The 20,461-nt window shown below is 65.5% G+C and carries 24 protein-coding genes and 1 pseudogene; 18 read left to right on the top strand and 7 right to left on the bottom strand.

All coding sequences use genetic code 11. From position 1 onward, the window contains the following. Positions 1–10: 10 nt before the first annotated feature. From ABG82_RS22495 to ABG82_RS22475, 5 genes are read left to right on the top strand one after another with little or no spacing between them, the layout of a single operon-like run. A complete protein-coding gene (locus ABG82_RS22495) occupies positions 11–448 on the top strand; it encodes a hypothetical protein (protein WP_043076997.1) in 438 nt (145 codons plus the stop codon). Then, positions 441–959, top strand: coding sequence for a hypothetical protein (locus ABG82_RS22490; protein ID WP_043076998.1), 519 nt, complete (start codon positions 441–443; stop codon positions 957–959). The genes ABG82_RS22495 and ABG82_RS22490 overlap by 8 nt, the downstream gene beginning before the upstream one ends. Then, positions 953–1,252 (top strand): hypothetical protein, encoded by a 300-nt coding sequence (locus tag ABG82_RS22485; RefSeq protein WP_234707992.1) that lies wholly within the window; start codon positions 953–955, stop codon positions 1,250–1,252. The genes ABG82_RS22490 and ABG82_RS22485 overlap by 7 nt, the downstream gene beginning before the upstream one ends. Beyond that, positions 1,239–3,395 (top strand): heavy metal translocating P-type ATPase, encoded by a 2,157-nt coding sequence (locus ABG82_RS22480; protein ID WP_043076999.1) that lies wholly within the window; start codon positions 1,239–1,241, stop codon positions 3,393–3,395. Before ABG82_RS22485 ends, ABG82_RS22480 begins: the two co-directional genes overlap by 14 nt. Positions 3,396–3,438: 43 nt before the next feature. Further along, positions 3,439–4,023, top strand: coding sequence for a hypothetical protein (locus tag ABG82_RS22475; protein WP_043077000.1), 585 nt, complete (start codon positions 3,439–3,441; stop codon positions 4,021–4,023). An 81-nt stretch (positions 4,024–4,104) separates the two neighbouring features. Here the strand turns inward: ABG82_RS22475 and ABG82_RS22470 are convergent, their stop codons facing one another. Then, positions 4,105–4,884 carry a sulfite exporter TauE/SafE family protein gene (locus ABG82_RS22470; RefSeq protein ID WP_078343817.1) on the bottom strand — a complete coding sequence of 260 codons (780 nt, stop codon included), beginning with the start codon at positions 4,882–4,884 and terminating at the stop codon, positions 4,105–4,107. A gap of 98 nt (positions 4,885–4,982) precedes the next feature. Here ABG82_RS22470 and ABG82_RS22465 point away from each other — a divergent pair, with 98 nt between their 5' ends. Continuing rightward, the gene (locus ABG82_RS22465; RefSeq protein ID WP_043077109.1) at positions 4,983–7,067 is read left to right on the top strand and encodes a M13 family metallopeptidase; all 2,085 of its coding nucleotides are present in this window, start codon (positions 4,983–4,985) and stop codon (positions 7,065–7,067) included. A gap of 20 nt (positions 7,068–7,087) precedes the next feature. Here ABG82_RS22465 and ABG82_RS22460 read toward each other — a convergent pair whose 3' ends face one another. Beyond that, positions 7,088–7,459 carry a nitroreductase family deazaflavin-dependent oxidoreductase gene (locus ABG82_RS22460; RefSeq protein WP_043077001.1) on the bottom strand — a complete coding sequence of 124 codons (372 nt, stop codon included), beginning with the start codon at positions 7,457–7,459 and terminating at the stop codon, positions 7,088–7,090. A gap of 21 nt (positions 7,460–7,480) precedes the next feature. Here ABG82_RS22460 and ABG82_RS22455 point away from each other — a divergent pair, with 21 nt between their 5' ends. The 8 genes from ABG82_RS22455 (at position 7,481) to ABG82_RS22420 (ending at position 15,436) form a co-directional block, all read left to right on the top strand. Beyond that, positions 7,481–7,870 (top strand): nitroreductase/quinone reductase family protein, encoded by a 390-nt coding sequence (locus tag ABG82_RS22455; protein WP_043077002.1) that lies wholly within the window; start codon positions 7,481–7,483, stop codon positions 7,868–7,870. Between the two features lie 52 nt (positions 7,871–7,922). Further along, positions 7,923–9,227 carry a glutamate-1-semialdehyde 2,1-aminomutase gene (gene hemL, locus ABG82_RS22450; RefSeq protein WP_043077110.1) on the top strand — a complete coding sequence of 435 codons (1,305 nt, stop codon included), beginning with the start codon at positions 7,923–7,925 and terminating at the stop codon, positions 9,225–9,227. A 29-nt stretch (positions 9,228–9,256) separates the two neighbouring features. Further along, entirely contained in the window at positions 9,257–9,835 is a 579-nt protein-coding gene (locus ABG82_RS22445; RefSeq protein ID WP_043077111.1) for a histidine phosphatase family protein, read from the top strand. A 3-nt stretch (positions 9,836–9,838) separates the two neighbouring features. Further along, positions 9,839–10,438 (top strand): TlpA disulfide reductase family protein, encoded by a 600-nt coding sequence (locus tag ABG82_RS22440; RefSeq protein WP_043077003.1) that lies wholly within the window; start codon positions 9,839–9,841, stop codon positions 10,436–10,438. Further along, the gene (locus ABG82_RS22435; RefSeq protein WP_043077004.1) at positions 10,435–11,226 is read left to right on the top strand and encodes a cytochrome c biogenesis CcdA family protein; all 792 of its coding nucleotides are present in this window, start codon (positions 10,435–10,437) and stop codon (positions 11,224–11,226) included. The genes ABG82_RS22440 and ABG82_RS22435 overlap by 4 nt, the downstream gene beginning before the upstream one ends. Continuing rightward, positions 11,226–12,833 carry a cytochrome c biogenesis protein ResB gene (resB, locus tag ABG82_RS22430; RefSeq protein WP_043077005.1) on the top strand — a complete coding sequence of 536 codons (1,608 nt, stop codon included), beginning with the start codon at positions 11,226–11,228 and terminating at the stop codon, positions 12,831–12,833. The genes ABG82_RS22435 and resB overlap by 1 nt, the downstream gene beginning before the upstream one ends. Further along, positions 12,830–13,801 carry a c-type cytochrome biogenesis protein CcsB gene (gene ccsB / locus ABG82_RS22425; protein WP_043077006.1) on the top strand — a complete coding sequence of 324 codons (972 nt, stop codon included), beginning with the start codon at positions 12,830–12,832 and terminating at the stop codon, positions 13,799–13,801. Before resB ends, ccsB begins: the two co-directional genes overlap by 4 nt. Before the next feature lie 240 nt (positions 13,802–14,041). After that, positions 14,042–15,436 (top strand): MinD/ParA family ATP-binding protein, encoded by a 1,395-nt coding sequence (locus ABG82_RS22420; RefSeq protein ID WP_043077112.1) that lies wholly within the window; start codon positions 14,042–14,044, stop codon positions 15,434–15,436. A gap of 30 nt (positions 15,437–15,466) precedes the next feature. On the opposite strand, the gene ABG82_RS28665 is transcribed toward ABG82_RS22420, so the two are convergent. Continuing rightward, positions 15,467–15,628: a hypothetical protein gene (locus tag ABG82_RS28665; protein ID WP_052510952.1), complete on the bottom strand. Its 162-nt coding sequence runs from the start codon at positions 15,626–15,628 to the stop codon at positions 15,467–15,469. Between the two features lie 78 nt (positions 15,629–15,706). Here ABG82_RS28665 and ABG82_RS22410 point away from each other — a divergent pair, with 78 nt between their 5' ends. Both ABG82_RS22410 and ABG82_RS22405 read left to right on the top strand, forming a co-directional pair. Further along, a complete protein-coding gene (locus ABG82_RS22410; RefSeq protein ID WP_043077007.1) occupies positions 15,707–16,015 on the top strand; it encodes a DUF4229 domain-containing protein in 309 nt (102 codons plus the stop codon). A gap of 76 nt (positions 16,016–16,091) precedes the next feature. Further along, positions 16,092–16,292, top strand: a pseudogene (locus ABG82_RS22405) (Clp protease N-terminal domain-containing protein); the annotation flags it as partial. On the opposite strand, the gene ABG82_RS22400 reads toward ABG82_RS22405, so the two are convergent. After that, entirely contained in the window at positions 16,289–17,161 is an 873-nt protein-coding gene (locus tag ABG82_RS22400) for a 1,4-dihydroxy-2-naphthoate polyprenyltransferase (protein ID WP_043077008.1), read from the bottom strand. The pseudogene ABG82_RS22405 and the gene ABG82_RS22400 sit on opposite strands and share 4 nt — an antisense overlap. 40 nt (positions 17,162–17,201) lie before the next feature. Beyond that, positions 17,202–17,819, bottom strand: a complete 618-nt coding sequence (locus ABG82_RS22395) for a superoxide dismutase (protein ID WP_043077114.1) — start codon at positions 17,817–17,819, stop codon at positions 17,202–17,204. A 321-nt stretch (positions 17,820–18,140) separates the two neighbouring features. On the opposite strand from ABG82_RS22395, the gene ABG82_RS22390 reads away from it, so the two are divergent. Beyond that, on the top strand, positions 18,141–18,914 hold the full coding sequence (locus ABG82_RS22390; RefSeq protein WP_043077009.1) for an S-methyl-5'-thioadenosine phosphorylase: 774 nt from the start codon (positions 18,141–18,143) through the stop codon (positions 18,912–18,914). Here ABG82_RS22390 and ABG82_RS22385 read toward each other — a convergent pair. After that, entirely contained in the window at positions 18,911–19,408 is a 498-nt protein-coding gene (locus ABG82_RS22385) for a pyridoxamine 5'-phosphate oxidase family protein (protein ID WP_043077010.1), read from the bottom strand. The two genes, ABG82_RS22390 and ABG82_RS22385, sit on opposite strands and share 4 nt — an antisense overlap. Positions 19,409–19,460: 52 nt before the next feature. Here ABG82_RS22385 and ABG82_RS22380 point away from each other — a divergent pair, with 52 nt between their 5' ends. Further along, a complete protein-coding gene (locus tag ABG82_RS22380) occupies positions 19,461–19,919 on the top strand; it encodes an SRPBCC family protein (protein ID WP_043077115.1) in 459 nt (152 codons plus the stop codon). On the opposite strand, the gene ABG82_RS22375 is transcribed toward ABG82_RS22380, so the two are convergent. After that, complete coding sequence (locus ABG82_RS22375; RefSeq protein WP_043077011.1) at positions 19,920–20,438, bottom strand: cupin domain-containing protein; 519 nt, start codon at positions 20,436–20,438, stop codon at positions 19,920–19,922. It lies immediately after the preceding gene. Between the last annotated feature and the right edge of the window lie 23 nt (positions 20,439–20,461).

Below are 20,461 nucleotides of genomic sequence, written 5' to 3'. Positions count from 1 at the left end.
AGGGCCCCGAATGACTCCCAAACAGCCGCGTCCCCGCAGTGTCGACGTGGCGTTCTGGTTTTGGGTGGTTTCGGCGGCGGCACTTTTCCTCAACGGGCTCGCCGGGGTGACCCAGCGCTATGACGCGGTGCGGGCCGCCGCGAAACCCGAACTCACCGACGAGGACGTGCACAATCTGGTGACCTATTTCCGGGCCTGGGGAGTGCTGTGCATCGTGTTGGCCGCGGCCATCGCCTTCCTGGCCGGCCGCACCCGGCAGGGGGACAAGCGCTATCGCCGGGCGTTGATCGCGCTGTCCCTGGTGTCGGTGCTGGGCGCCATCGCCATGGCGAGTTCGGGCTCGGTGGGTCCGCTGCTGCTGATTGCCGCGCTGGCGCTGATCGTCGCCAATGTGCTGATCATCAGGCCGGTCGCGCAGGAGTGGTTCGACGGAGACGATCATGGCTGAGGAGCCGGACGGCGAGCCGCGCCTGTTCTATGAGCCGGGTGGCCGCTGGTTGTGGTTGTTGCTGGGCCCGCTCGCCGGGTTGATCATGTTCGGCCTGCAGGTGTGGGGCAACGGGGGCCTCAGTCCTGTCATGCCGTTGATCGCCGCGGCGCTGGTGGCCTTCTTCGTCTCGCTGCAGATCTACGCCGTGCGCGTACACGCGACCGTGGAACTCACGCCCACCGAGCTGCGGCAGGGCGGCGAAACCTTGGCGGTCAGCCAGATCAAGTGGCTGTATCCCGATGACGACCGGCATATCTGGGAGGAATCCCGTCCGCTGGGGGAACTGACGGGCGTGCCCAAGGGGCGTAAACCGGTAGGTCTGCGCCTGACCGGGGGCCGTCGTGCACAGGCCTGGGCCAAGAAGCATGAGGAGCTGCGGGCGGCGCTCACCACACTGGTGCCCGCGCCACCGGCAGGCATGGATCTGGGTGATGACCCAGAGATCGATATCGAGAGTGAGCAGTGGTGAAGATTGGCGCGCGGGTAGCGGTAGATCTGGTGCTGGCAGCGGTGGCGATAGCGCTCGCCGCATGGGCGGGGGCGGCGGCCCGCGTCCCCACGGAGGTCGCACCGGTGGCGAAGGGCGAGCCGACGCTGTATTTCACGGCACTGGATGGTGCGGGGGTGGCGCGGGCGCTCGCGCTCACCGCTGTCGCCGGAATATTCCTGGTCATGGCGATATCGCGGGGTGTTCGTGATCACCGTGCAGCCGCTTGCATCGGTACCCCCCAGGGGTATGATTACGGTCATGGAGACCACTGATCTACAGCTGCACGGGATGACCTGCGCCTCATGCGCCTCCCGTGTGGAAAAGGGACTTAACAAGATCACCGGTGTGAACGCTCGTGTGAACCTGGCGCTGGAAAGCGCCCGTGTCGAACACGACGACTCGGTCTCCGGTGAGGATCTGGTCAAGGCTGTCGAGTCCGTGGGCTACAAGGCCCGTGTGGTCGGCGGCTCGGCGCACGCCGCCCATCACGATGGGCATGAGCACGAGGGGCATGATCCGCAGGACCACATGAATCACGATGTGCCGGACGATCAGCTCAAGCCGCGGCTCATCGGCTCGCTGATCCTGGCCATTCCTGTGGTGGCCATCTCGATGGTGATGCCCTGGCACTTCTCCGGGTGGGAGATCGTGGTTGCGGCGTTGACCACGCCCATCCTGCTGTGGGGCGGCTACCCCTTCCACCGCGCGGCCTTCGTCAACGCGCGCCACGGCGCCTCGACGATGGACACTCTGGTGTCGCTGGGCACGATCGCGGCCTATGTGTGGTCGCTGTGGGTGCTGTTCACCAGCGCCGGACATACCCACGGCGAAACCCACGTCTACTTCGAGGTGGTCGCGGCGGTCACGGTGTTCCTGCTCGCGGGCCGGTTCGCCGAATCGCGCGCCAAGCGCTCGGCGGGCTCGGCCCTGCGCGCCCTGCTGTCCCTGGGGGCCAAGGATGTCGCGGTGCTGCGGGGCGGGCACGAGACGCGCATCCCCGTCGAGCAACTCGTGGTGGGCGACGAGTTCGTGGTGCGCCCGGGTGAGCGCGTCGCCACCGACGGTGTGGTGGTCGAAGGCCACTCGGCCCTGGACACCTCCACCATGACGGGCGAATCGGTGCCCGTTGAGGTGACTGCGGGCGGCTCGGTACTGGGCGGCTACGTGAACACCCACGGACGGATCGTGGTGCGCGCCACCAAGGTGGGCGCCGACACCCAGCTGGCCCTGATGGCCCAGCTGGTGTCCGATGCGCAGACCGGTAAGGCGCAGGTGCAGCGGCTCGCCGATCGGGTGTCGGCGGTATTCGTGCCGGCGGTGCTCATCATCGCGGCGTTCACGTTTGTGGCCTGGACAGCGCAGGGTTATCCGCTGGCCTCGGCGTTCACGGCGGCGGTGGCAGTGCTGATCATCGCGTGCCCATGCGCGCTCGGGCTGGCCACACCCACGGCGATTCTGGTGGGCACCGGCCGGGGAGCGCAGCTCGGCGTGCTGATCAAGGGCCCCGAGGTACTGGAGAACGTCAAGGACATCGACACCGTGGTGCTCGACAAGACCGGGACCGTGACCACCGGTGCGATGAGTGTGGTGGCGGTGCGGCGCAGCGTCGGATCGGGTGTGGCCGATGCCGACGAAGTGCTGCGGATCGCCGCCTCCGTGGAGGCTGCCTCTGAACACCCGGTCGCCAAGGCCATCGTTGCGGCCGCGGCATCGGCTCGACTTTCCTTGTCGCCCGTCACCGGCTTCCGCAACGAGCCGGGTATCGGGGTCAGCGGTGTCGTCGACGGCCATGAGGTTTCGATTGAGGCCATGCCGGGGCAGAACACCACGGCCGCGGTCAGCTGGGGCGGATTGCGCCGCGGCGAGATCGAGGTGGCCGACACGGTGAAGCCCTCCAGCCGTCAGGCCATCGACGAACTCAAGGCCATGGGCATCACGCCGGTGTTGCTTACCGGAGACAACGCGGAAGTGGCCGCACGCGTCGCCGCGGAAGTCGGTATCGCCCCCGGCGATGTCATCGCCGGGGTCAAGCCCACCGAGAAGGCCGACGTCGTCAAGCGGCTGCAAGCCGAGGGCAAGAAGGTTGCCATGGTCGGCGACGGGGTCAACGACTCCGCGGCTCTGGCCACCGCCGATATCGGCATGGCCATGGGTACCGGAACCGACGCCGCGATCGAGGCCAGCGACCTGACACTGGTGCGGGGCGACCTCACCACGGTGCCGACGGCACTGCGTCTGTCCCGCAAGACACTCGGCACCATCAAGGCAAACCTGTTCTGGGCGTTCGCCTACAACACCGCCGCGATTCCGTTGGCAGCGCTGGGTTTGCTCAACCCGATGATCGCGGGTGCGGCGATGGCGATGTCATCTGTCTTCGTGGTACTGAACAGCCTGAGGCTGAGAACCTTCCGCTAGGTTCCTTACCGAATGCTGTGAAGTCCAACAGGAGGAGTTGTCGGTGTATACGCGGGTAATCGCGCTGGGTGTGGCCTTGAGTATGTCGGTGGTCGGATGTTCGGACGTGCGCCGAAAGGCAACGGACGCGCTGGAATCGGCCGCGTCGCAGGCTGCCGGCGCCCCGAGCAATGACATCGGCCGGTGGAACGCCGACGCGCTGGGCAAGGCCTTCAACACAGTCAACGAGAAGATCGGCGCGAACCCGGCCGACTATCTCAGCATCTCTATTGCCGGGCCGTCCATGGCGGTGCGGGCCATCGACCCGAAGAAGCGCGAGAACGTCGACGAGTACCGGTACGACGGCGCCAGCGTGAAGTCGACGCCCGTCGACGTCAGTGACAACGAGCCGGGCATCGTCGAGGAGAGCTCGTTCAAGAGCGACACCGTCGACCCCGCGGTGTTGGCGACGGTATTGAACTCGGCCGTCAAGGATTCCGGCATCGAGGACGGCAAGGTGACGCACCTGTCCGTCGACAAGTTCTTCGCCAACGAGCCCGAGCCGAAGATTCAGGTGTCCGTCTCCAGCCCGCGGGCCAACAAGAATGTCCGCTACACACTGGCCGGGGCGTTCACCCAGGTCGTCTAGTTCCTCACCGCCGACACGCCGCGTTGTGCGCGAGTTACTCGCACGATGGATCACAACGCGGCGTGTCGAACGGGGGAGTAGTCAGAAGAGCAGGCGCCACAGGCCGATGAGGCCGACGGCGACGATGACCGCACGCAGCGCGCCTGGGGAGAGTCTGCGCCCCCAGCGGGCGCCGGCGAGACCGCCCACAAATGAGCCCGCCGCGATGATGCCCGCCGCCGTCCAGCTCACCCGGTCGAACGCGACGATGGTGTAAGCAAGGGCGGCAACGATATTGGTGATCATGGCGAGCACGTTTTTGGCCGCGTTCATCCGTTGCATGGATTCGGGCAGCAGCGCGCCCATCACCGCGATCTGCATGATGCCCTGGGCGGCGGTGAAGTACCCGCCGTAGATGCCGACGAGGAAGTTTCCTCCGGTGAGTGCCGCCATCCGGCCGGGCGGCACGTGGTCGGCGTCCAGGCCCTGCGCTTCCGAACGCCGTCGTGCCCAGGCCTGGATCTTGGGGCCGACCACCACGAGCGCCAGTGCCAGGATCAGCAGAATCGGCACCACGGTGACGAATGTCTTCTCGGGCAGATGCAACAGCAGGAACGATCCGATGAGCGCACCGAGCAGTACCGCGGGAATCTGCCACTTGAGCCGGGGCCATTGCCCCGAGAGTTCCCGGCGGTACCCCCACACGCCCGTCATGCTGCCGACGGTCAGTCCGATGGCGTTCGACATCGTGGCCACCACGGGTGGGTAGCCAAAGGCGATGAGGGTGGGGAAGGTGATGAGGGTGCCTGACCCGGCAACCACGTTGATCGCACCAGCGCCGAATGCCGCGAGCGCCACCAGGATCATCTCTTGCACCGGCACTCGTGCCAGCGTACGACCGTTAGCCAGTCGAACCAATTCCCGCTGTCAGTGAAACCCGCCACAGGGTGCGGCTCGACCCGGCGGCATGGATGGGCAAAATGGTGGGCATGCGTCTGAGTCGATCCGCCGGAGTGGCGGCGCTTGTGCTGACCGTTTCCCTCTCCGGCTGTACCCGTGACCAGCCCACCAGCCAGGTGGCGGCCGACACGCCGATTCCGACATTCGAGAACACCCAATTGAGCATGCGTTTTGCCGCGTGCACCGACCTCAATGGGTTTGTGAATGCCAAGTGGATCGACCAGGCCACCATCCCGGCGGACAAATCCAGCTACGGCAGCTTCGACATGCTGAGCGATGAGTCCCGCAAGGTTCAGCACGAGATCGTCGACGGTGCGGTGTCGGGGCTGGGTACCGCCGATCATCAGTCGGTCAATTACCAGGTGGGTCTGCTGTACCGGGCCGCCACCGACGACGCGAAGCTGGACGCGGCCGGATACGACCCCATCCGGCCGACGCTCGCCGCGATCGATCAGATCAAGACACCCGAGGAACTCGTCGCCTTCTTGGCCGCCGACGCCGCCACCGGACAACATCTGGTGTTCGGGTTCGAGGCCGGCGCCGACTACGCCAACGCCACCGAGCAGATCGGCTATGCCCGAGCCGATGCGTTGGGCATGCCCACCAAGGACTATTACACCGATCCGAAGTACGCGGCGGTGTTCGAGGCCTACCGCACCTACATCGCGTCGACATTCGGCCTGATCGGTGACGACCAAGAACTCGCCAAGGCGCGCACCGAGCAGGTGGCCACTCTCGAATCCGCCTTGGCGGCAGCGTCACTGAGTCCGGTACAGGAACGCGATCCGGCCAACCAGTACAAGTTGGTCACGGTAGCGCAGGCCGATGCGGTGACACCGCACTTCGAGTGGGGTGCCTATCTGAGGGCGCAGGGCGCTCCGGCGGACCGGCCGTTCTCGCTTGCCGAAACCGAGTTCTTCACGACGTTCGATCGGCTGCTCACCGCCACCGATCTGGACACCTGGAAGTCGTACCTGACCTTCCATGCGGTACGCCGATCGGCGGATGCGTTGTCGAAGGCGTTCCGCGACAACGCCTTCACCTACAAGTCGGTACTCACCGGCACGACGGCGCAGAAGCAACGCTGGGAACAGGGCCTGGAGAGCGTCAACAAGCTGATCGGTCCGGCACTGGGACAGCTGTACGTCGGCCGGATGTTCAGCGACCGTGACAAGCAAGCGGCAACCGAGGTGGTGGGCAACGTCAAGGAGGCGCTGCGCAAGCGCATCGAAGCCGTCGACTGGATGAGCCCACAGACCAAACTCGCCGCAAAGGGCAAGTGGGACAAGCTACTTCTCAAGGTGGGCTTTCCCGACAAGAATCGTGACTTCTCCCAGCTGAAGCTGACCGGCGACAACTTCTACACCGACCGGGCCGCCGCGCTGAAGTTCAACTACGACTTCGAGATGGCCAAGATCGGGCGCCCCACCGACCGGTCGCTGTGGGGGATGACGCCACAGACGGTCAACGCGCAGTACGACCCCACCGAGAACAGCATCACCATTCCCGCGGCGATCCTGCAGGCGCCGTTCTACGACGCAAAGGGTGATCCGGCCTTCAACTACGGCGGAATCGGCGCGGTGATCGGCCACGAATTCACCCACGCGTTCGACGACGAAGGCAGCCAGTTCGATGGCGAGGGCAATCGGGTCAATTGGTGGACGCCGAACGATCGCGAGGAGTTCGACAAACGCGCCAACCGGCTGGTGGAGCAGTTCAACGCCTACGCGCCGATTCCGGGCCGTCCCGACCTGCACGTCGACGGCAAACTGACCCTGGGTGAGAACATCGCCGATCTGGGCGGTGTGAACACGGCCTACGACGCGCTGGTGGCCGAGCTGGCCAAGAACAAGGACGCCGAGAAGGCGCAGGGCATCGTCGGCTTCAACGAGAAGCAGCGGTTCTTCCTGAACTACGCACGGATCTGGCGGGACAAGCAGCGTCCCGAGGCTGCCATCACCCAGCTGGCCAGCGACCCGCATTCCCCGCCCGCGCTGCGGATCAATGGCGTGATACCCAACGTCGCACCGTTTGCCGCCGAATTCGGTTGTCTGGCAGGCGATGCCATGGTGAACCCGCCGGACAAGTTCGTGAAGATCTGGTAGTCACGTACGGCGGAGGAAACCTAGGCGTAGGTCAGCAGCACGGCCTGCTCGAACGGCAGCCGCCCGAAGGCGCGGCTCTTCACCAGGGCCGCGGCCTCGTCACGGCTGACCACCCGGGGGTTGATCACGTCGTGTGTCTTGCCCAGGCGCACCACCCGCCCGCCACCGGCGGCCTGCAGGTTCTTGAGCCAGTCCCGATCAGGACCGTAGGTCAGCAGGATGGCGACGCCGTCGGGAGTCTTGAACGCGGTGACCGGAGTCCGGAACTCCTTGCCGGACTTGCGGCCCTTATGTTCGATGATGGCGAAGCTCGGAGCCCAGCCCGCCCAGAGGCGCTGAACCGGGTTGGTGACGTACTTGTTGAAGCGCGCGACCGATTGCGGTATCTGCATACCACCATCAAACTGTGATCCATGGCATACCTCAAGCCCCCGTGGTTTGTGCGCAAGGTCTTCAACCGGGTCGCGATGGCCGCCAATATCGGCGAGACCCTCACCATCACCAAACGGGTCAGCGGCGAGCCGCAGCAGATCCCGGTGGCCACCGTGGACGTCGACGGCGTGAAGTACCTGGTGTCCACCCGTGGGGAGAGCCAATGGGTCAAGAACATCAGGGCCAACCCGCAGGTGACGCTGACCGTGAAGGGGGTCAGCACCGTGTACGCGGCCACCGAGGTCCCGGTGGCCGACCGCGCTCCCATCATCGCCGCCTACAAGCCCAAGGCCGGGAAGGTTGTCGACGGCTACTTCGCCCAGCTGCCCGACGACGCCGATCACCCCACTTTTGCGCTGAGACCTGCCTGATCCACTACACCCTGTAGTGGACGATTTGGCATCAGCTGAGACACTGGATGCCGTGTCTGATGAGACTCCCAACTCCGCACGTCTGTTCGCCGACGCTTCGGCCGTCATCCCAGGTGGAGTGAACTCGCCGGTGCGCGCGTTCGCCGCGGTCGGCGGAGTCCCGCGGTTCATCAAGTCGGGTGCCGGATGCTGGCTCACCGATGTCGACGACAACCGGTACGTCGACCTGGTCTGCTCCTGGGGGCCGCTGATCCTCGGTCACGCGCATCCCGCGGTGGTGGAGGCCGTCCGTGACGCCGCGCAGGCGGGGTTGTCCTATGGTGCGCCGGTTGAGGCCGAGATCGAGCTGGCCCGCGAAATCATCGACCGTGTTCAGCCGGTGGAGAAGGTGCGTCTGGTCAACTCGGGCACCGAGGCCACCATGAGCGCGGTGCGTCTGGCCCGCGGATTCACCGGTCGCCCCAAGATCGTCAAGTTCGCCGGCTGTTACCACGGGCACGCCGACGCGCTGCTGGCCGAGGCCGGGTCCGGCCTGGCCACCTTCGGGCTGCCCTCCTCGCCCGGTGTCACCGGCGCTTCTGCGGCCGACACTATCGTGTTGCCGTACAACGACATTGGCGCGGTGGCCCGCGTCTTCGCCGAACAGGGCGATCAGATCGCGGCCGTCATCACCGAGGCCGCCGCCGGGAACATGGGCACCGTGGCACCGGGGCCGGACTTCAACGCCGGACTGCGGCGCATCACCGAAAACCATGGCGCACTGCTCATCATGGACGAGGTCATGACGGGTTTCCGGGTCAGCCGTTCGGGCTGGTACGGCATCGATCAGGTGGCCGGCGATCTGGTCACGTTCGGCAAGGTGATGAGCGGCGGCATGCCCGCCGCGGCGTTCGGCGGTCGCGCCGACATCATGGACCGGCTGGCCCCGTTGGGCCCGGTGTATCAGGCGGGCACGCTGTCGGGTAACCCGGTGGCGGTCGCGGCCGGGCTCGCGTCGCTGCGCGCTGCCGACGCGAAAGCCTATGAGACACTTGACCGCAACGCCGATGCGATCGTCGCGCTGCTCACCGCCGCGCTGGATGCCGAGGGGGTGACGCACCAGATCGGCCGCGCCGGCAACATGTTCAGTGTGTTCTTCGGTGCCGAGCCGGTGCAGGACTTCCAGAGTGCCAAGGCCACCGAAACCTGGCGCTACCCCGCGTTCTTCCATGCGCTGCTGAGCCGTGGCGTGTACCCGCCGGCGAGCGCGTTCGAGACCTGGTTCGTGTCCACCGCTCTCGATGACGAGGCGTTCGACCGTATCGCCGACGCGTTGCCCGCCGCTGCCCGCGCCGCAGCCGCTGCCGAGGAGAACTGACTGTGACCGCCCGCACCATCGTTCATTTGATGCGCCATGGCGAGGTACTCAACCCCGAGGGCATCCTGTACGGCCGGCTGCCGAATTTCCGGCTCTCGGACAAGGGGCAGGAACAGGCCGCCAAGGTGGCGAAGTCGCTGGTGGGCAATAAGATCGTCACAGTGGTGGCCTCGCCGCTGCTACGGGCGCAGCAGACGGCTACCCCCATCGCCGAAGCTCACGGACTGACCATCGTCACCGATGACGACCTCATCGAGGCGGGCAACTCGTTCGAGGGCATGAAGGTGTCGGTGGGGGACGGCGCGCTGCGTGACCCCCGCAATTGGTGGAAGCTGCGCGATCCGTTCACACCGTCGTGGGGCGAGCCCTACCGCGATATCGCATCCCGGATGACGGCGGCGATCGACCGGGCCCGGGTCGGTGCCCAAGGCGCCGAGGCGGTGTGTGTCAGCCACCAGCTGCCGGTCTGGACCGCCCGCCAGTACCTGCTGGGCAAGAAGCTATGGCACGACCCGCGTAAGCGTCAGTGCAATGTCGCATCGCTCACCTCCCTGGTGTTCGACGGCGAACAGCTCGCCGATGTCGTCTACTCCGAACCGGCGGGATAGCGAGTGCGACGTGTGGTCGCGGCGATGGCCGCGCTGACCCTGCTCATCACCGGGTGTTCCACCGGTGATGATGCGGTGGCGCGCGGTGGACAGTTCCAATTCGTCTCACCCGGCGGCAAGACCGATATCTTCTACGACCCGCCCGAATCCCGTCAGACCACCGGGCCCATCACGGGGCCGAGCCTGCTGGACCCCACCAAGACACTGTCGCTGGGCGACTTCCCCGGCAAGGTTGTCGTCATCAATGTGTGGGGGCAGTGGTGCGGTCCCTGCCGCTCGGAGTTCTCGGCGCTACAAGACGTGTACAACTCAACCCACGCCCAAGGGGTGGATTTCCTCGGTATCAACGTGCGGGACAACGAGATCACCAAGGCGCAAGACTTCGTGACCGACCGCAAGGTGCCGTATCCGTCCATCTACGACCCGTCCATGCGCACGCTCATCGCGTTCGGCAAGAAGTTCCCGACGGGAGCCATTCCCGCGACGCTGGTGCTGGACCGTCACCATCGGGTGGCCGCGGTGTTTCTGCGCGAGCTGCTGACCCAAGATCTGCTGCCGGTAGTTCAGCGCCTGGCGAAAGAGCCTGCGGGGGACGTGAAGTGATTCTTGCCGACGCCGGTTCTGCGTTTCAGCACGCGGCGACCAGCGGACCGCTGTTGCTGGCCCTGGGGGCGTGCGCGCTCGCCGGGCTGGTGTCCTTCGCGTCGCCGTGCGTGATCCCGCTGGTGCCGGGGTACCTGTCCTATCTGGCCGCGGTGGTGGGCGCCGACGATAGGCCGGCGGACGGAGCGAGCGCGAGATATGACCGGTTGCGCGTCACCGGGTCGGCGCTGCTGTTCGTGGCGGGATTCACCGCGGTGTTCCTGTTGGGCACCGTCGCGGTGATGGGTATGACGACCACGCTGATCACCAATCAGGTGCTGCTGCAACGCATCGGGGGAGTGGTCACCATCGCGATGGGCCTGGTGTTCATCGGTCTGGTGCCGGCCTTGCAGCGCGATATCCGCTTCACGCCGCGTCGTGTGTCGACGGTGGCCGGTGCGCCGCTGCTGGGCGCGGTATTCGCGCTCGGCTGGACCCCGTGCCTGGGGCCCACGCTGACCGGTGTCGTCGCGGTGGCCTCGGCCACCGAGGGCGCCGACGTGGCGCGCGGGATCGCGCTGGTGATCGCCTACTGCCTGGGGCTGGGCATCCCGTTCCTGCTGCTGGCCTTCGGTTCGGCGCGCGCGGTGCGCGGTATGGACTGGTTGCGGCGGCACACCCGGACCATCCAGATCATCGGGGGCATCGCGCTGCTGGCCGTCGGGGTAGCGCTGGTGACCGGCGTTTGGGCTGATTTCGTTGCCTGGGTGCGGGATTCATTCGTTTCGGACGCGAGGTTGCCCATCTGATGACCATCGCGAAGCGTCTTCTTGCGTATGCGCGCAACACCTGGCGTGGACTGACCTCGATGGGTACCGCGCTGGCCTTGCTGGTGTTGCTGGCGCTGGGTGCGATCCCCGGCGCGATGCTGCCGCAACGCGCGCTCAACCAGGCCAAGGTCGACGAGTATCTGACCGAACACTCGACCATCGGTCCCTGGCTGGACCGGGTACAGGCCTTCGACGTGTTCTCCAGCTTCTGGTTCACCGCGATCTACGTGCTGCTGTTCATCTCGCTGGTGGGATGCATCATTCCCCGGACCGTCGAGCACGCCAAGGCCCTTCGTACGCAGCCGGTCCCGGTGCCGCGCAACCTGGGACGGCTGCCCAAACACGCCGAACAAACGGTGACCGCGGATCAGGAGCAGCTGGCCGAGACGATTTCCACCCGGCTGCGTGGCTGGCGCCGAAGCACCCGGGTAAACGGCGAGATCACTGAGATCTCCGCGGAGAAGGGTTATCTGCGCGAGTTCGGGAACCTGGTCTTCCACCTGTCCCTGGTGGGGCTGCTGGTGTCATTCGCGGTCGGCAAGCTCTTCGGATACGAGGGCAATGTCATCGTCATCGCCAACGGCGGCCCGGGATTCTGTTCGTCATCACCGGCGGCCTTCGATTCGTTCCGGGCCGGAAACACCGTGGACGGCACCAATCTGGACCCGGTATGCGTCAAGGTCAAGGACTTCAAGGCCACGTATCTTGCCTCCGGACAGGCGCATTCATTCGAATCGAATATCGAGTACCAGGCCGGCGACGACATCCAGAACAACGGGTGGCGGCCGGATCGGCTGGCCATGAACCATCCGCTGCGCGTCAATGGCAACCGCGTGTACCTGCTCGGGTACGGCTATGCGCCCACGTTCACGGTCACCTTCCCCGACGGACGTAAACGCAGCGAGACCATCCAATGGCGACCCGACGACCCGACCACACTGCTGTCGTCGGGAGCCGTGCGCATCGATCCGCCTGCCGGGACCTACCCGGACCCCAATGTGCGCCGCAAGAATCAGATCGCCATCCAGGGATTGTTCGCGCCCACCGAACAGCTGCACGGGACGCTGCTCTCTTCGAGCTTCCCGGAGATGCGTAAGCCCGCGGTGGCCATCAATATCTACCGCGGCGACACCGGGCTGGACTCCGGCCGGGCGCAGTCGATATTCGACCTCGACCCCCGCATGATCGAGCAGAAGCGCCTCAATCAGGTGGCGCGGGCCAACCTGCTGCCCGGGCAATCGGTCAAGCTCAACGACGGCACGATCGTCAGGTTCGACGGCGCCGTCAACTTCGTCAATTTGCAGGTGTCGCGCGACCCCGCTCAACTGTGGGTGCTGATCTTCGCCCTGACCATGATGGCGGGCCTGGTGGTCTCATTGGTCATCAAGCGCCGCCGGGTGTGGGCGCGGCTGACCCCGGGCGCCACCGCGGGTACGGTAAACGTCGAGCTGGGAGGGCTGGCGCGTACCGACAGCTCCGGGTGGGGCGACGAGTTTGAGCGGTTGTGCGACCGCTGCCTTGAGGGTCTGCCCCGGCTGGGCACAGCCGGGGCCGCGACCGGCCACAAAGATGAGGATGCCGAATGAATTCGACCAATATCGATGTGAATCTGGCCAAGTTCTCCGACTACGCCTTCACCTCGGCGATCGTGGTGATGGTCGGCGCGCTGGTGCTATTGGCCATCGAGCTGGCCTACCAGCAGAGCAATAAGGCCGCCGAGCGGGAGCTGGTCAGCGCCGGTGGTGAGGTGGTATCCGCCGACGAGAACCAGCCGGGCCTGGTGGTGCCGCAGGGCAAGCGTCCCCCGGTCGAGCGGATCGGCGGCGCCGGACAGGCCCTTGTGTACCTGGGTATCGGGCTGCTGCTGCTGTGCATCGTGCTGCGTGGAGCGGCCACCACCCGCGTGCCCTGGGGCAACATGTATGAGTTCATCAACCTCACCTGTGCGTGCGGTCTGGTGACGGCGGCGATAGTGCTGCGCCCACGCGGCAACGCGGAAGGGCGACGGGCGCTCTGGGTCTTCGTGTTGATCCCGGTGCTCATCCTGCTCGCGGTGTCCGGCCGTTACCTCTACACCTATGCCGCCCCGGTGATGCCGGCTCTGCAGTCGTACTGGCTGCCCATCCACGTCTCGGTGGTGAGCCTGGGATCGGGTGTTTTCCTGGTGGCCGGGGTGGCAAGCATCTTGTTCCTGGCCAAGATGTACCTGCCCGACAACTCATTCGTGCAGCGGCTGCCCGATGCCCAGGCCCTCGACCGGCTGGCCTATCGGACCACCATCTTCGGCTTTCCCATCTTCGGATTCGGCGTGATCTTCGGTGCCATCTGGGCCGAGGAGGCGTGGGGAAGGTTCTGGGCGTGGGACCCCAAGGAAACCGTCTCGTTCGTTGCCTGGGTTATCTATGCCGCCTACCTGCACGCGCGATCCACCGCCGGGTGGCGGGACAAGAAGGCCGCGTGGATCAATGTGGCCGGATTCGTAGCCATGGTGTTCAACCTGTTCTTCGTCAACCTGGTGACTGTCGGTCTTCACTCGTACGCTGGTGTGAGCTAGCGAACTGTTCCGCCGGATCGGTTCATGGCACCTGCGATAGGGTGCGATGCTGAGTCGTTCTGAACGGCCGTTCCGAACTCTCCGTGTCCGAACTGCACATCCAACCAATGCATTGGGGGACCGATGTCTGACTATCCCGCGCACCGCGCGCCGGATGGACCGTCGCCATACGCCGCCGACGAGGCGCAGGGTGGACCAACGGCCCCGCCATGGGCAGCTCAGGAGCCTGCGCAGCCGGTCATGTACGGCCAGAGGACGCCACAGCAGCCGCATGAGATGACCCAGCAATTCCAGGCCGTCCCGTTCCAGGACCCGTTCGCGCCGCAGCAGGACATCGCAGGTCTGGGGCACGATCCGGCGGTACCTTCGCTGAACAGCCTGGGTGGCTCGTTCGCGCCGCTGGATTTCACACCGTCGGGTGGCCAGGAGACCGCCGACCCCACCGCGATCGGTGCGGCAGGATCGTCCGGCGGGCCGGGTGGCTTCCGGGCCGACAACCGGTTCAGCGATTCCGCTGACCAACCCGCACAGCCGACGCCGTTCACGGCCGACCGCTGGGCCAGCGACACTCCCGCATCGGGTATCCCGCAGCAGGCCCAGCAGCCTGCGCCCGGCGCCTCCCGCTACTACACCCCGGTCGGTGGTCAACAGACCGGCATCGGTGGGCAGGTGCGGCCCGAGCTGCCGCCGTCCTCACGCGACCTGTCGACGTCCGCGTTGTTGCGCCCGCACAAGCCGGCGCCGTCCGCCGGGTGGCGCAAGACGGTCTACCGCGCGTCGTTCGGGACGGTCAACCTTGGCGAGGGCACCAAGAAGACCGAGGAAAACGACCTCGTCGCACAGGTGAACCAGCCGCTGCAGGGCTGCTACAAGATCGCGCTGCTCAGCCTCAAGGGTGGCGTGGGCAAGACCACCGTCACCGCCACGTTGGGTGCCACCTTCGCGTCCATCCGCGGTGACCGTGTCATCGCCGTCGACGCCAACCCGGACCGCGGCACGCTGAGTCAGAAGGTGCCGCTGGAGACCCCGGCAACGGTGCGTCACCTGTTGCGGGATGCCAACTCGATCCAGCGCTACAGCGATGTGCGTAGCTACACCTCGCAGGGACCCAGCCGTCTCGAGGTGCTCGCTTCGGAAAGCGACCCGGCGGTATCCGAGGCATTCAGTGCCGAGGACTACTCGCGCACCCTGGAGATCCTCGAGCGTTTCTACAGCGTGGTACTCACCGACTGCGGTACCGGACTCATGCACTCGGCCATGTCGTCGGTGCTGGAGCAGGCCGACACGTTGGTGGTCATTAGCTCCGGTTCGGTCGACGGCGCGCGCAGTGCGTCAGCCACCCTGGACTGGCTCGACGCCCACGGACATCGGGAGCTGGTGCGCCGTTCGGTCGCCGTCATCAACGCGGTGCGGCCGCGTTCGGGCAAGGTCGATATGCAGAAGGTCGTCGATCACTTCTCGCGGCGGTGCCGCGCGGTGCGTTTGGTGCCGTTCGATCCGCACCTGGAAGAGGGCGCCGAGATCAGCCTGGACCGGCTGCGACCGCAGACACGGCGCGCGCTCATCGAGCTTGCCGCCGTCGTGGCGCAGGGCTTCACCGGTACTCAGCGCCAGCAGCAGACGTTCCAGGGCTAGCCGGTGCCGCGGCCGCTGGGCCGCACACCGTCAGTGCCCGGACGGGTTGTCCTTGCCGATGCGCCAGAGGAACTCGGGATCGTCGTCGGGGCCGGTCACGCGAGTTTGCGGACGGGCCGGGATCGACTGGCTGATGCGCCACCCGGCGTAGAGCAGCGCACCGAGCACGATCGCGATGAACACGTAATACACAACAAACCCTCCTGAACAACTAACTCCGAATATACGCGCGGCGACGGCGGAAATTCGGTGCAGCGATAGGGTGGTGACGTGGCTGAACGGTCGCCGGGGAGCCGGCTCGCTATCGACATCGCGTTGTACACAGTGGCGCGGCTGGGTCTCGCGGTCGTCTTGACGCTTGTCATCTTCTGGGTGGCTCGGCTCATCGGATACGAGGACTTTCCGTTGGCCATCGCGATCTTGTTCGCTCTGATCATCGCGCTGCCGCTGGGCATGGCGGTGTTCGCGCCGCTGCGCCGCCGGGTGACCGCGAGCATCGCGGTTGTCGACGAGCGGCGCCGGGCCGAGCGTGCCGATCTGCAGGCGCGGCTGCGCGGCGAAAAGCCCAAGGACTCCTAACTCACCTTCCGTCGACACGCCGCTTTCTGACGTGATTTCCGAGTAACTCTTGCAATACACGGCGTGTCGACGCATGTTCAACTCATCGGCCAAGAAGTGCCTGGAGCTGGCGCTGCGCGAGGCCATTGCCCACAAGGACAACTGGATCGGATGCGAGCACGTGGTGCTCGGTATCTTGCGTGGCGGTGACCCGGTCGCACTGGCCGTCATCACCGAGCGGGTACCCGCCGATGAACTACGGCACGCCGTGGTGGGCCTGCTCGATCAGGCCGCCTAGCTGAGCCAGATGAGGGCCGAGGCGGTCAGAATCGCCCAGCCGAGCATCGCCAGTCCGGTATCGCGCAGCGTCGGGATCAAGGCTGGCCCTTGCGCTTTGGTGACCACCGGGCGTGCGGCCTTGACCATCAGGGGCAGCATCACAAGTCCCAACAGGCGCCAGGGGTGCCCGAAGCCCAGCCCAATGCTGACCAGAACCGGAACGGTGAGCAGTGCCGGGAACAGGACCCGGGTGCGCGCATCGCCCAGCCGGACCGCCAGGGTGATCTTCCCGGATTCACGGTCGGTGGGGATATCGCGCAGATTGTTGGCGACCAGCACCGCGCTGGAGAAGCTGCCGATGGCTACCGCCAGCGCGACGCCGATGGGGCTGATGGCCAAGATCTGGACGTACTCGGTACCCAGCACCGCGACCAGGCCGAAAAACACGAATACGGCGATTTCACCGAAACCGCTGTATCCGTATGGTTTCGACCCGCCGGTGTAGAACCAGGCCCCGGCGACACAGGCCGCTCCGACCGCCACCAGCCACCACGCGGTGGCGATGGCCAGGGCTAGTCCGGCCGCCGCGCCCAGCGCCAGGAATCCGACGGCGACGGCCTTGACCGCGGCAGGTGACGCCACCCGCGATCCCACCAGCCGCAGCGGGCCCACTCTGTCGTCATCGGTCCCGCGGATGCCGTCGGAGTAGTCGTTGGCGAAATTGACGCCGATGATCATGCAGACCGATACGGCCAACGCGAGAATTGCTTTCCACCAGATGGGCGAGCTTGCCGCCGCCGCGGCGCCGGTACCCGCGATGACGGGGGCCACCGCATTGGGCCACGTGCGGGGGCGGGAACCTTCGATCCACTGCGCGATGCTGGCCATGGGCAAATCCTGCCATGGCGTGAACCGGGCGTCCCGGACGCTACGGAAAGATGAGACCCGGTGTCTTGGACACCGCCGCGGCGAAACGCGCCTGAACATCGGGCCAATTGACCACGTTCCAGAATGCCTTGATGTAGTCAGCTTTCACGTTCTTGTATTGCAGGTAGTAGGCGTGCTCGAAAACATCGAGGCCGAGGAGCGGAATCGTTCCGAACGGCACATTGGATTGTTGGTCGTACATCTGGAACGTCAGCAGCTTCTTGCCCAGCGTGTCGTATCCCAGCCACGCCCAGCCCGAGCCCTGCACTCCGTTGGCCGCCGCGGAGAATTGGTCACGGAATTTATCGAACCCGCCGAATTGCTCGTCGATGGCACTCGCGAGCTCGCCTACGGGTTTGTCGCCGCCATGTGGTGACAGGTTCTTCCACCAAATCGAATGGTTCGCGTGCCCACCAAGATTGAAGGCGAGATTCTTCTCCAGCAGCACGATGGCCGCGTTGTCGCCCTTCTCGCGCGCCTGGGCGAGCTGCTCCACTGCCTCGTTGGCGCCCTTGACGTAGGCGGCATGGTGTTTGTCGTGGTGTAGTTGATTGATCTCACCGGAGATATGCGGCTCGAGGGCCGCATAATCCCAGTCAAGATTCGGTAATTGATACACGCCGTTCTCCTTGGAGGGGGCTGCTTGCTCGTGGGGCTGGTCGGTGCACGACGCGAGCGCGAGGGCGCCCGCCGATACCGCGGCCGCTATCAAAAACTGTCTTCGATGTAGTTGATACTCAATCGAATTCACGTCTCCACGGTAATCGCGGTAGCCGATTCGTCAAGGCTTGCCGGATAAATCTGTCGAATTCGAGTAATTGCCGATTTCTCTGAATTCCTGCGGGAACCTTCGCGCCCGCCGGGACGACTAATACATTGCGGAGCTCGTACTTTCACCCCCAGATGGATTGGGGCTCAGGCGATAAACGACAATAGCGGGATGCTCGCGGTGATAGGTGGAAGCGGTTTCTATTCGTTCTTCGACAAACCGGTGCGGACAGTCACCCCGGCGACGCCGTACGGTCAGCCCAGCGCGCCCATCACGGTCGGCCTGGTGGGGGAGCGGGAGGTGGCTTTCTTGCCGCGGCATGGCAGCCGTCATGAATTCTCACCGCACACCGTGCCCTACCGCGCCAACATGTGGGCCTTGCGGGCACTGGGTGTACGGCGGGTTTTCGCGCCGTGTGCGGTGGGCAGCCTCACCGCGGACCTGGGACCCGGCGCCATCGTGGTACCCGATCAGCTGGTGGATCGCACCAGCGGACGAGAGCAGACCTACTTCGACAGCGGCGGCATTCACGTGGAGTTCGCCGACCCGTACTGCCCGGGGCTGCGCGCGGTTTCGCTGCAGCCCGGTACGGTCGACGGCGGCACCATGGTGGTGGTGCAGGGGCCGAGGTTCTCGACCCGCGCCGAGAGCCGGTGGTATGCCTCGCAGGGATTCACGCTGGTCAACATGACCGGCTATCCCGAGGCCGTCCTGGCTCGCGAACTCGAAATCTGCTACGCCGCAATCGCCTTGGTCACTGACCTGGATGCCGGTGTCGAACATGGCCAGGGTGTCCGGGCGGTGGATGTGTTCGCGGAATTCGAACGGAACATCGGCGGGTTCAAGGAGCTGGTGCGCACCGCGGTCACCGCCACCGAATCCGTCGACACGTGTGCGCACTGCCGTGCGCATGACGGTGTCAAACTCCCCATCGAGCTGCCCTAGCGGGTGTAGCGCGTTTGGCCGTGCGGGTTCTTGGTGAAGGAGAGCACCTTGGACGGCACCACCCGGTACACCACCGCGAACTGGTCACCTGTGCCGAATCCGCCCTCGCTCGGGGTGAATCTCCAGTCCTCGCCATACTTTTGGAAGTAGGCGTCCGCGAGGTGTGCCAGTGCGGCCGGGTCGGTCACGCGTTCTGCGGTCCCTTCGACGACGACATCGTGCCCGTCGTTCCAGGTAGCGGCGCCGGTCGTGATTGCCACCGCCTTGTTGGACTCGAGGTTGCGGGCCTTCTGTTCGGTGGGGCCGGTACAGAAAGCGAAGGATTCCCGCTGCCATATTCCTACGAGCGGGGTCACATGCGGGCTGCCGTCGGTCCGCACCGTGGTGATCCAGTACGACTGTGCGGTGGCCAGCAGCGCCGACACCTCGCTCCATGCCGGTGCGCTGGCGCCTGGCTCACTGAACCGCTGATCAAGGTGAGAGGTAAGGGTCATGCGGATACAGACCCGGCCGGGCATCCGGATTCATCGCGAGTACCGTAACGCCATGCGTGATTCGGTCACGGTGCACATCGCCGCTCCCGCCGAGAAAATCTGGGGGCTGGTCAGCGATATCACCAATACAGGCAAGTTCAGTCCGGAGACCTTTGAGGCCGAGTGGCTCGACGGTGCTACCGAGCCCGCTGTGGGAGTGCGCTTTCGCGGGCATGTGAAACGCAATCAGAAGGGGCCCGTCTACTGGACGGTGTGCCGGATCGTCGAATGCGATCGGGATCGCTCCTTTGCCTTCGCCGTGCTCTTGCCGAACGGAAAGACCGTCAACACCTGGCGCTATCAGTTTGAGCCTGCCGGTGACGGTACCGATGTCACGGAATCCTTCGCACTGACACCGTCATTGCCGGTGCGGATCTACTGGGCATTACTCGGCTGGGCGCGCGGGCGCACCAACCGAAACGGTATGCGCGAGACTCTGAATCGGATCAAGGCAGTTGCCGAGGCCGGGTGATCACACGGCATCCAGCGCCGATAGCCCGCGCCCCTCGGCCCACACCGGGCTCTTCGTGAAGTGATTGTCGTATACCTCTGGTGTTGCCTCTAACTCGCTGATATCGGCCTGGCCGTGCACGATTCGGTCCAGCAACCGAAAGTAGTCGAAGCGCTGCACGCCGGGGGAAAGCACCGTGAAGATATTGGCATCGCTGTCGCCGGTGGCCCCGAATGCGTGTGGCATCAGCCGCGGAACCAGCAAGGTGTCACCCTGCTCGAGTACCTCGATGCGATCGCCCACCAACACCTCGAGGCGTCCGGATACGAGGTAGAACAGTTCGGTGGAGCGGGTATGGAAATGTGGGGCAGCACCGTCCGCGCCCTGCGGTAGGTAGATGCTGAGCACACTGACCGCGCCGCCTGTCGCGTTGGAGTCCATCACCAGCCCGGTCTTGTTTCCGGTTGCGGTACTGACGATTTCGCGTTCTCCGTCGCGGACCAACGGCGCCGAGCCCAACGCAAACTGTTCAAGTGTCATGGCGCCAACGGTATGGGCTCAAG

Origin of the sequence: Mycobacteroides immunogenum, from assembly GCF_001605725.1 — a bacterium.
Lineage (GTDB): Bacteria > Actinomycetota > Actinomycetes > Mycobacteriales > Mycobacteriaceae > Mycobacterium > Mycobacterium immunogenum.
Note: the sequence above shows the minus strand (reverse complement) of the source record. Positions and strands in the feature narration are given on the sequence as shown.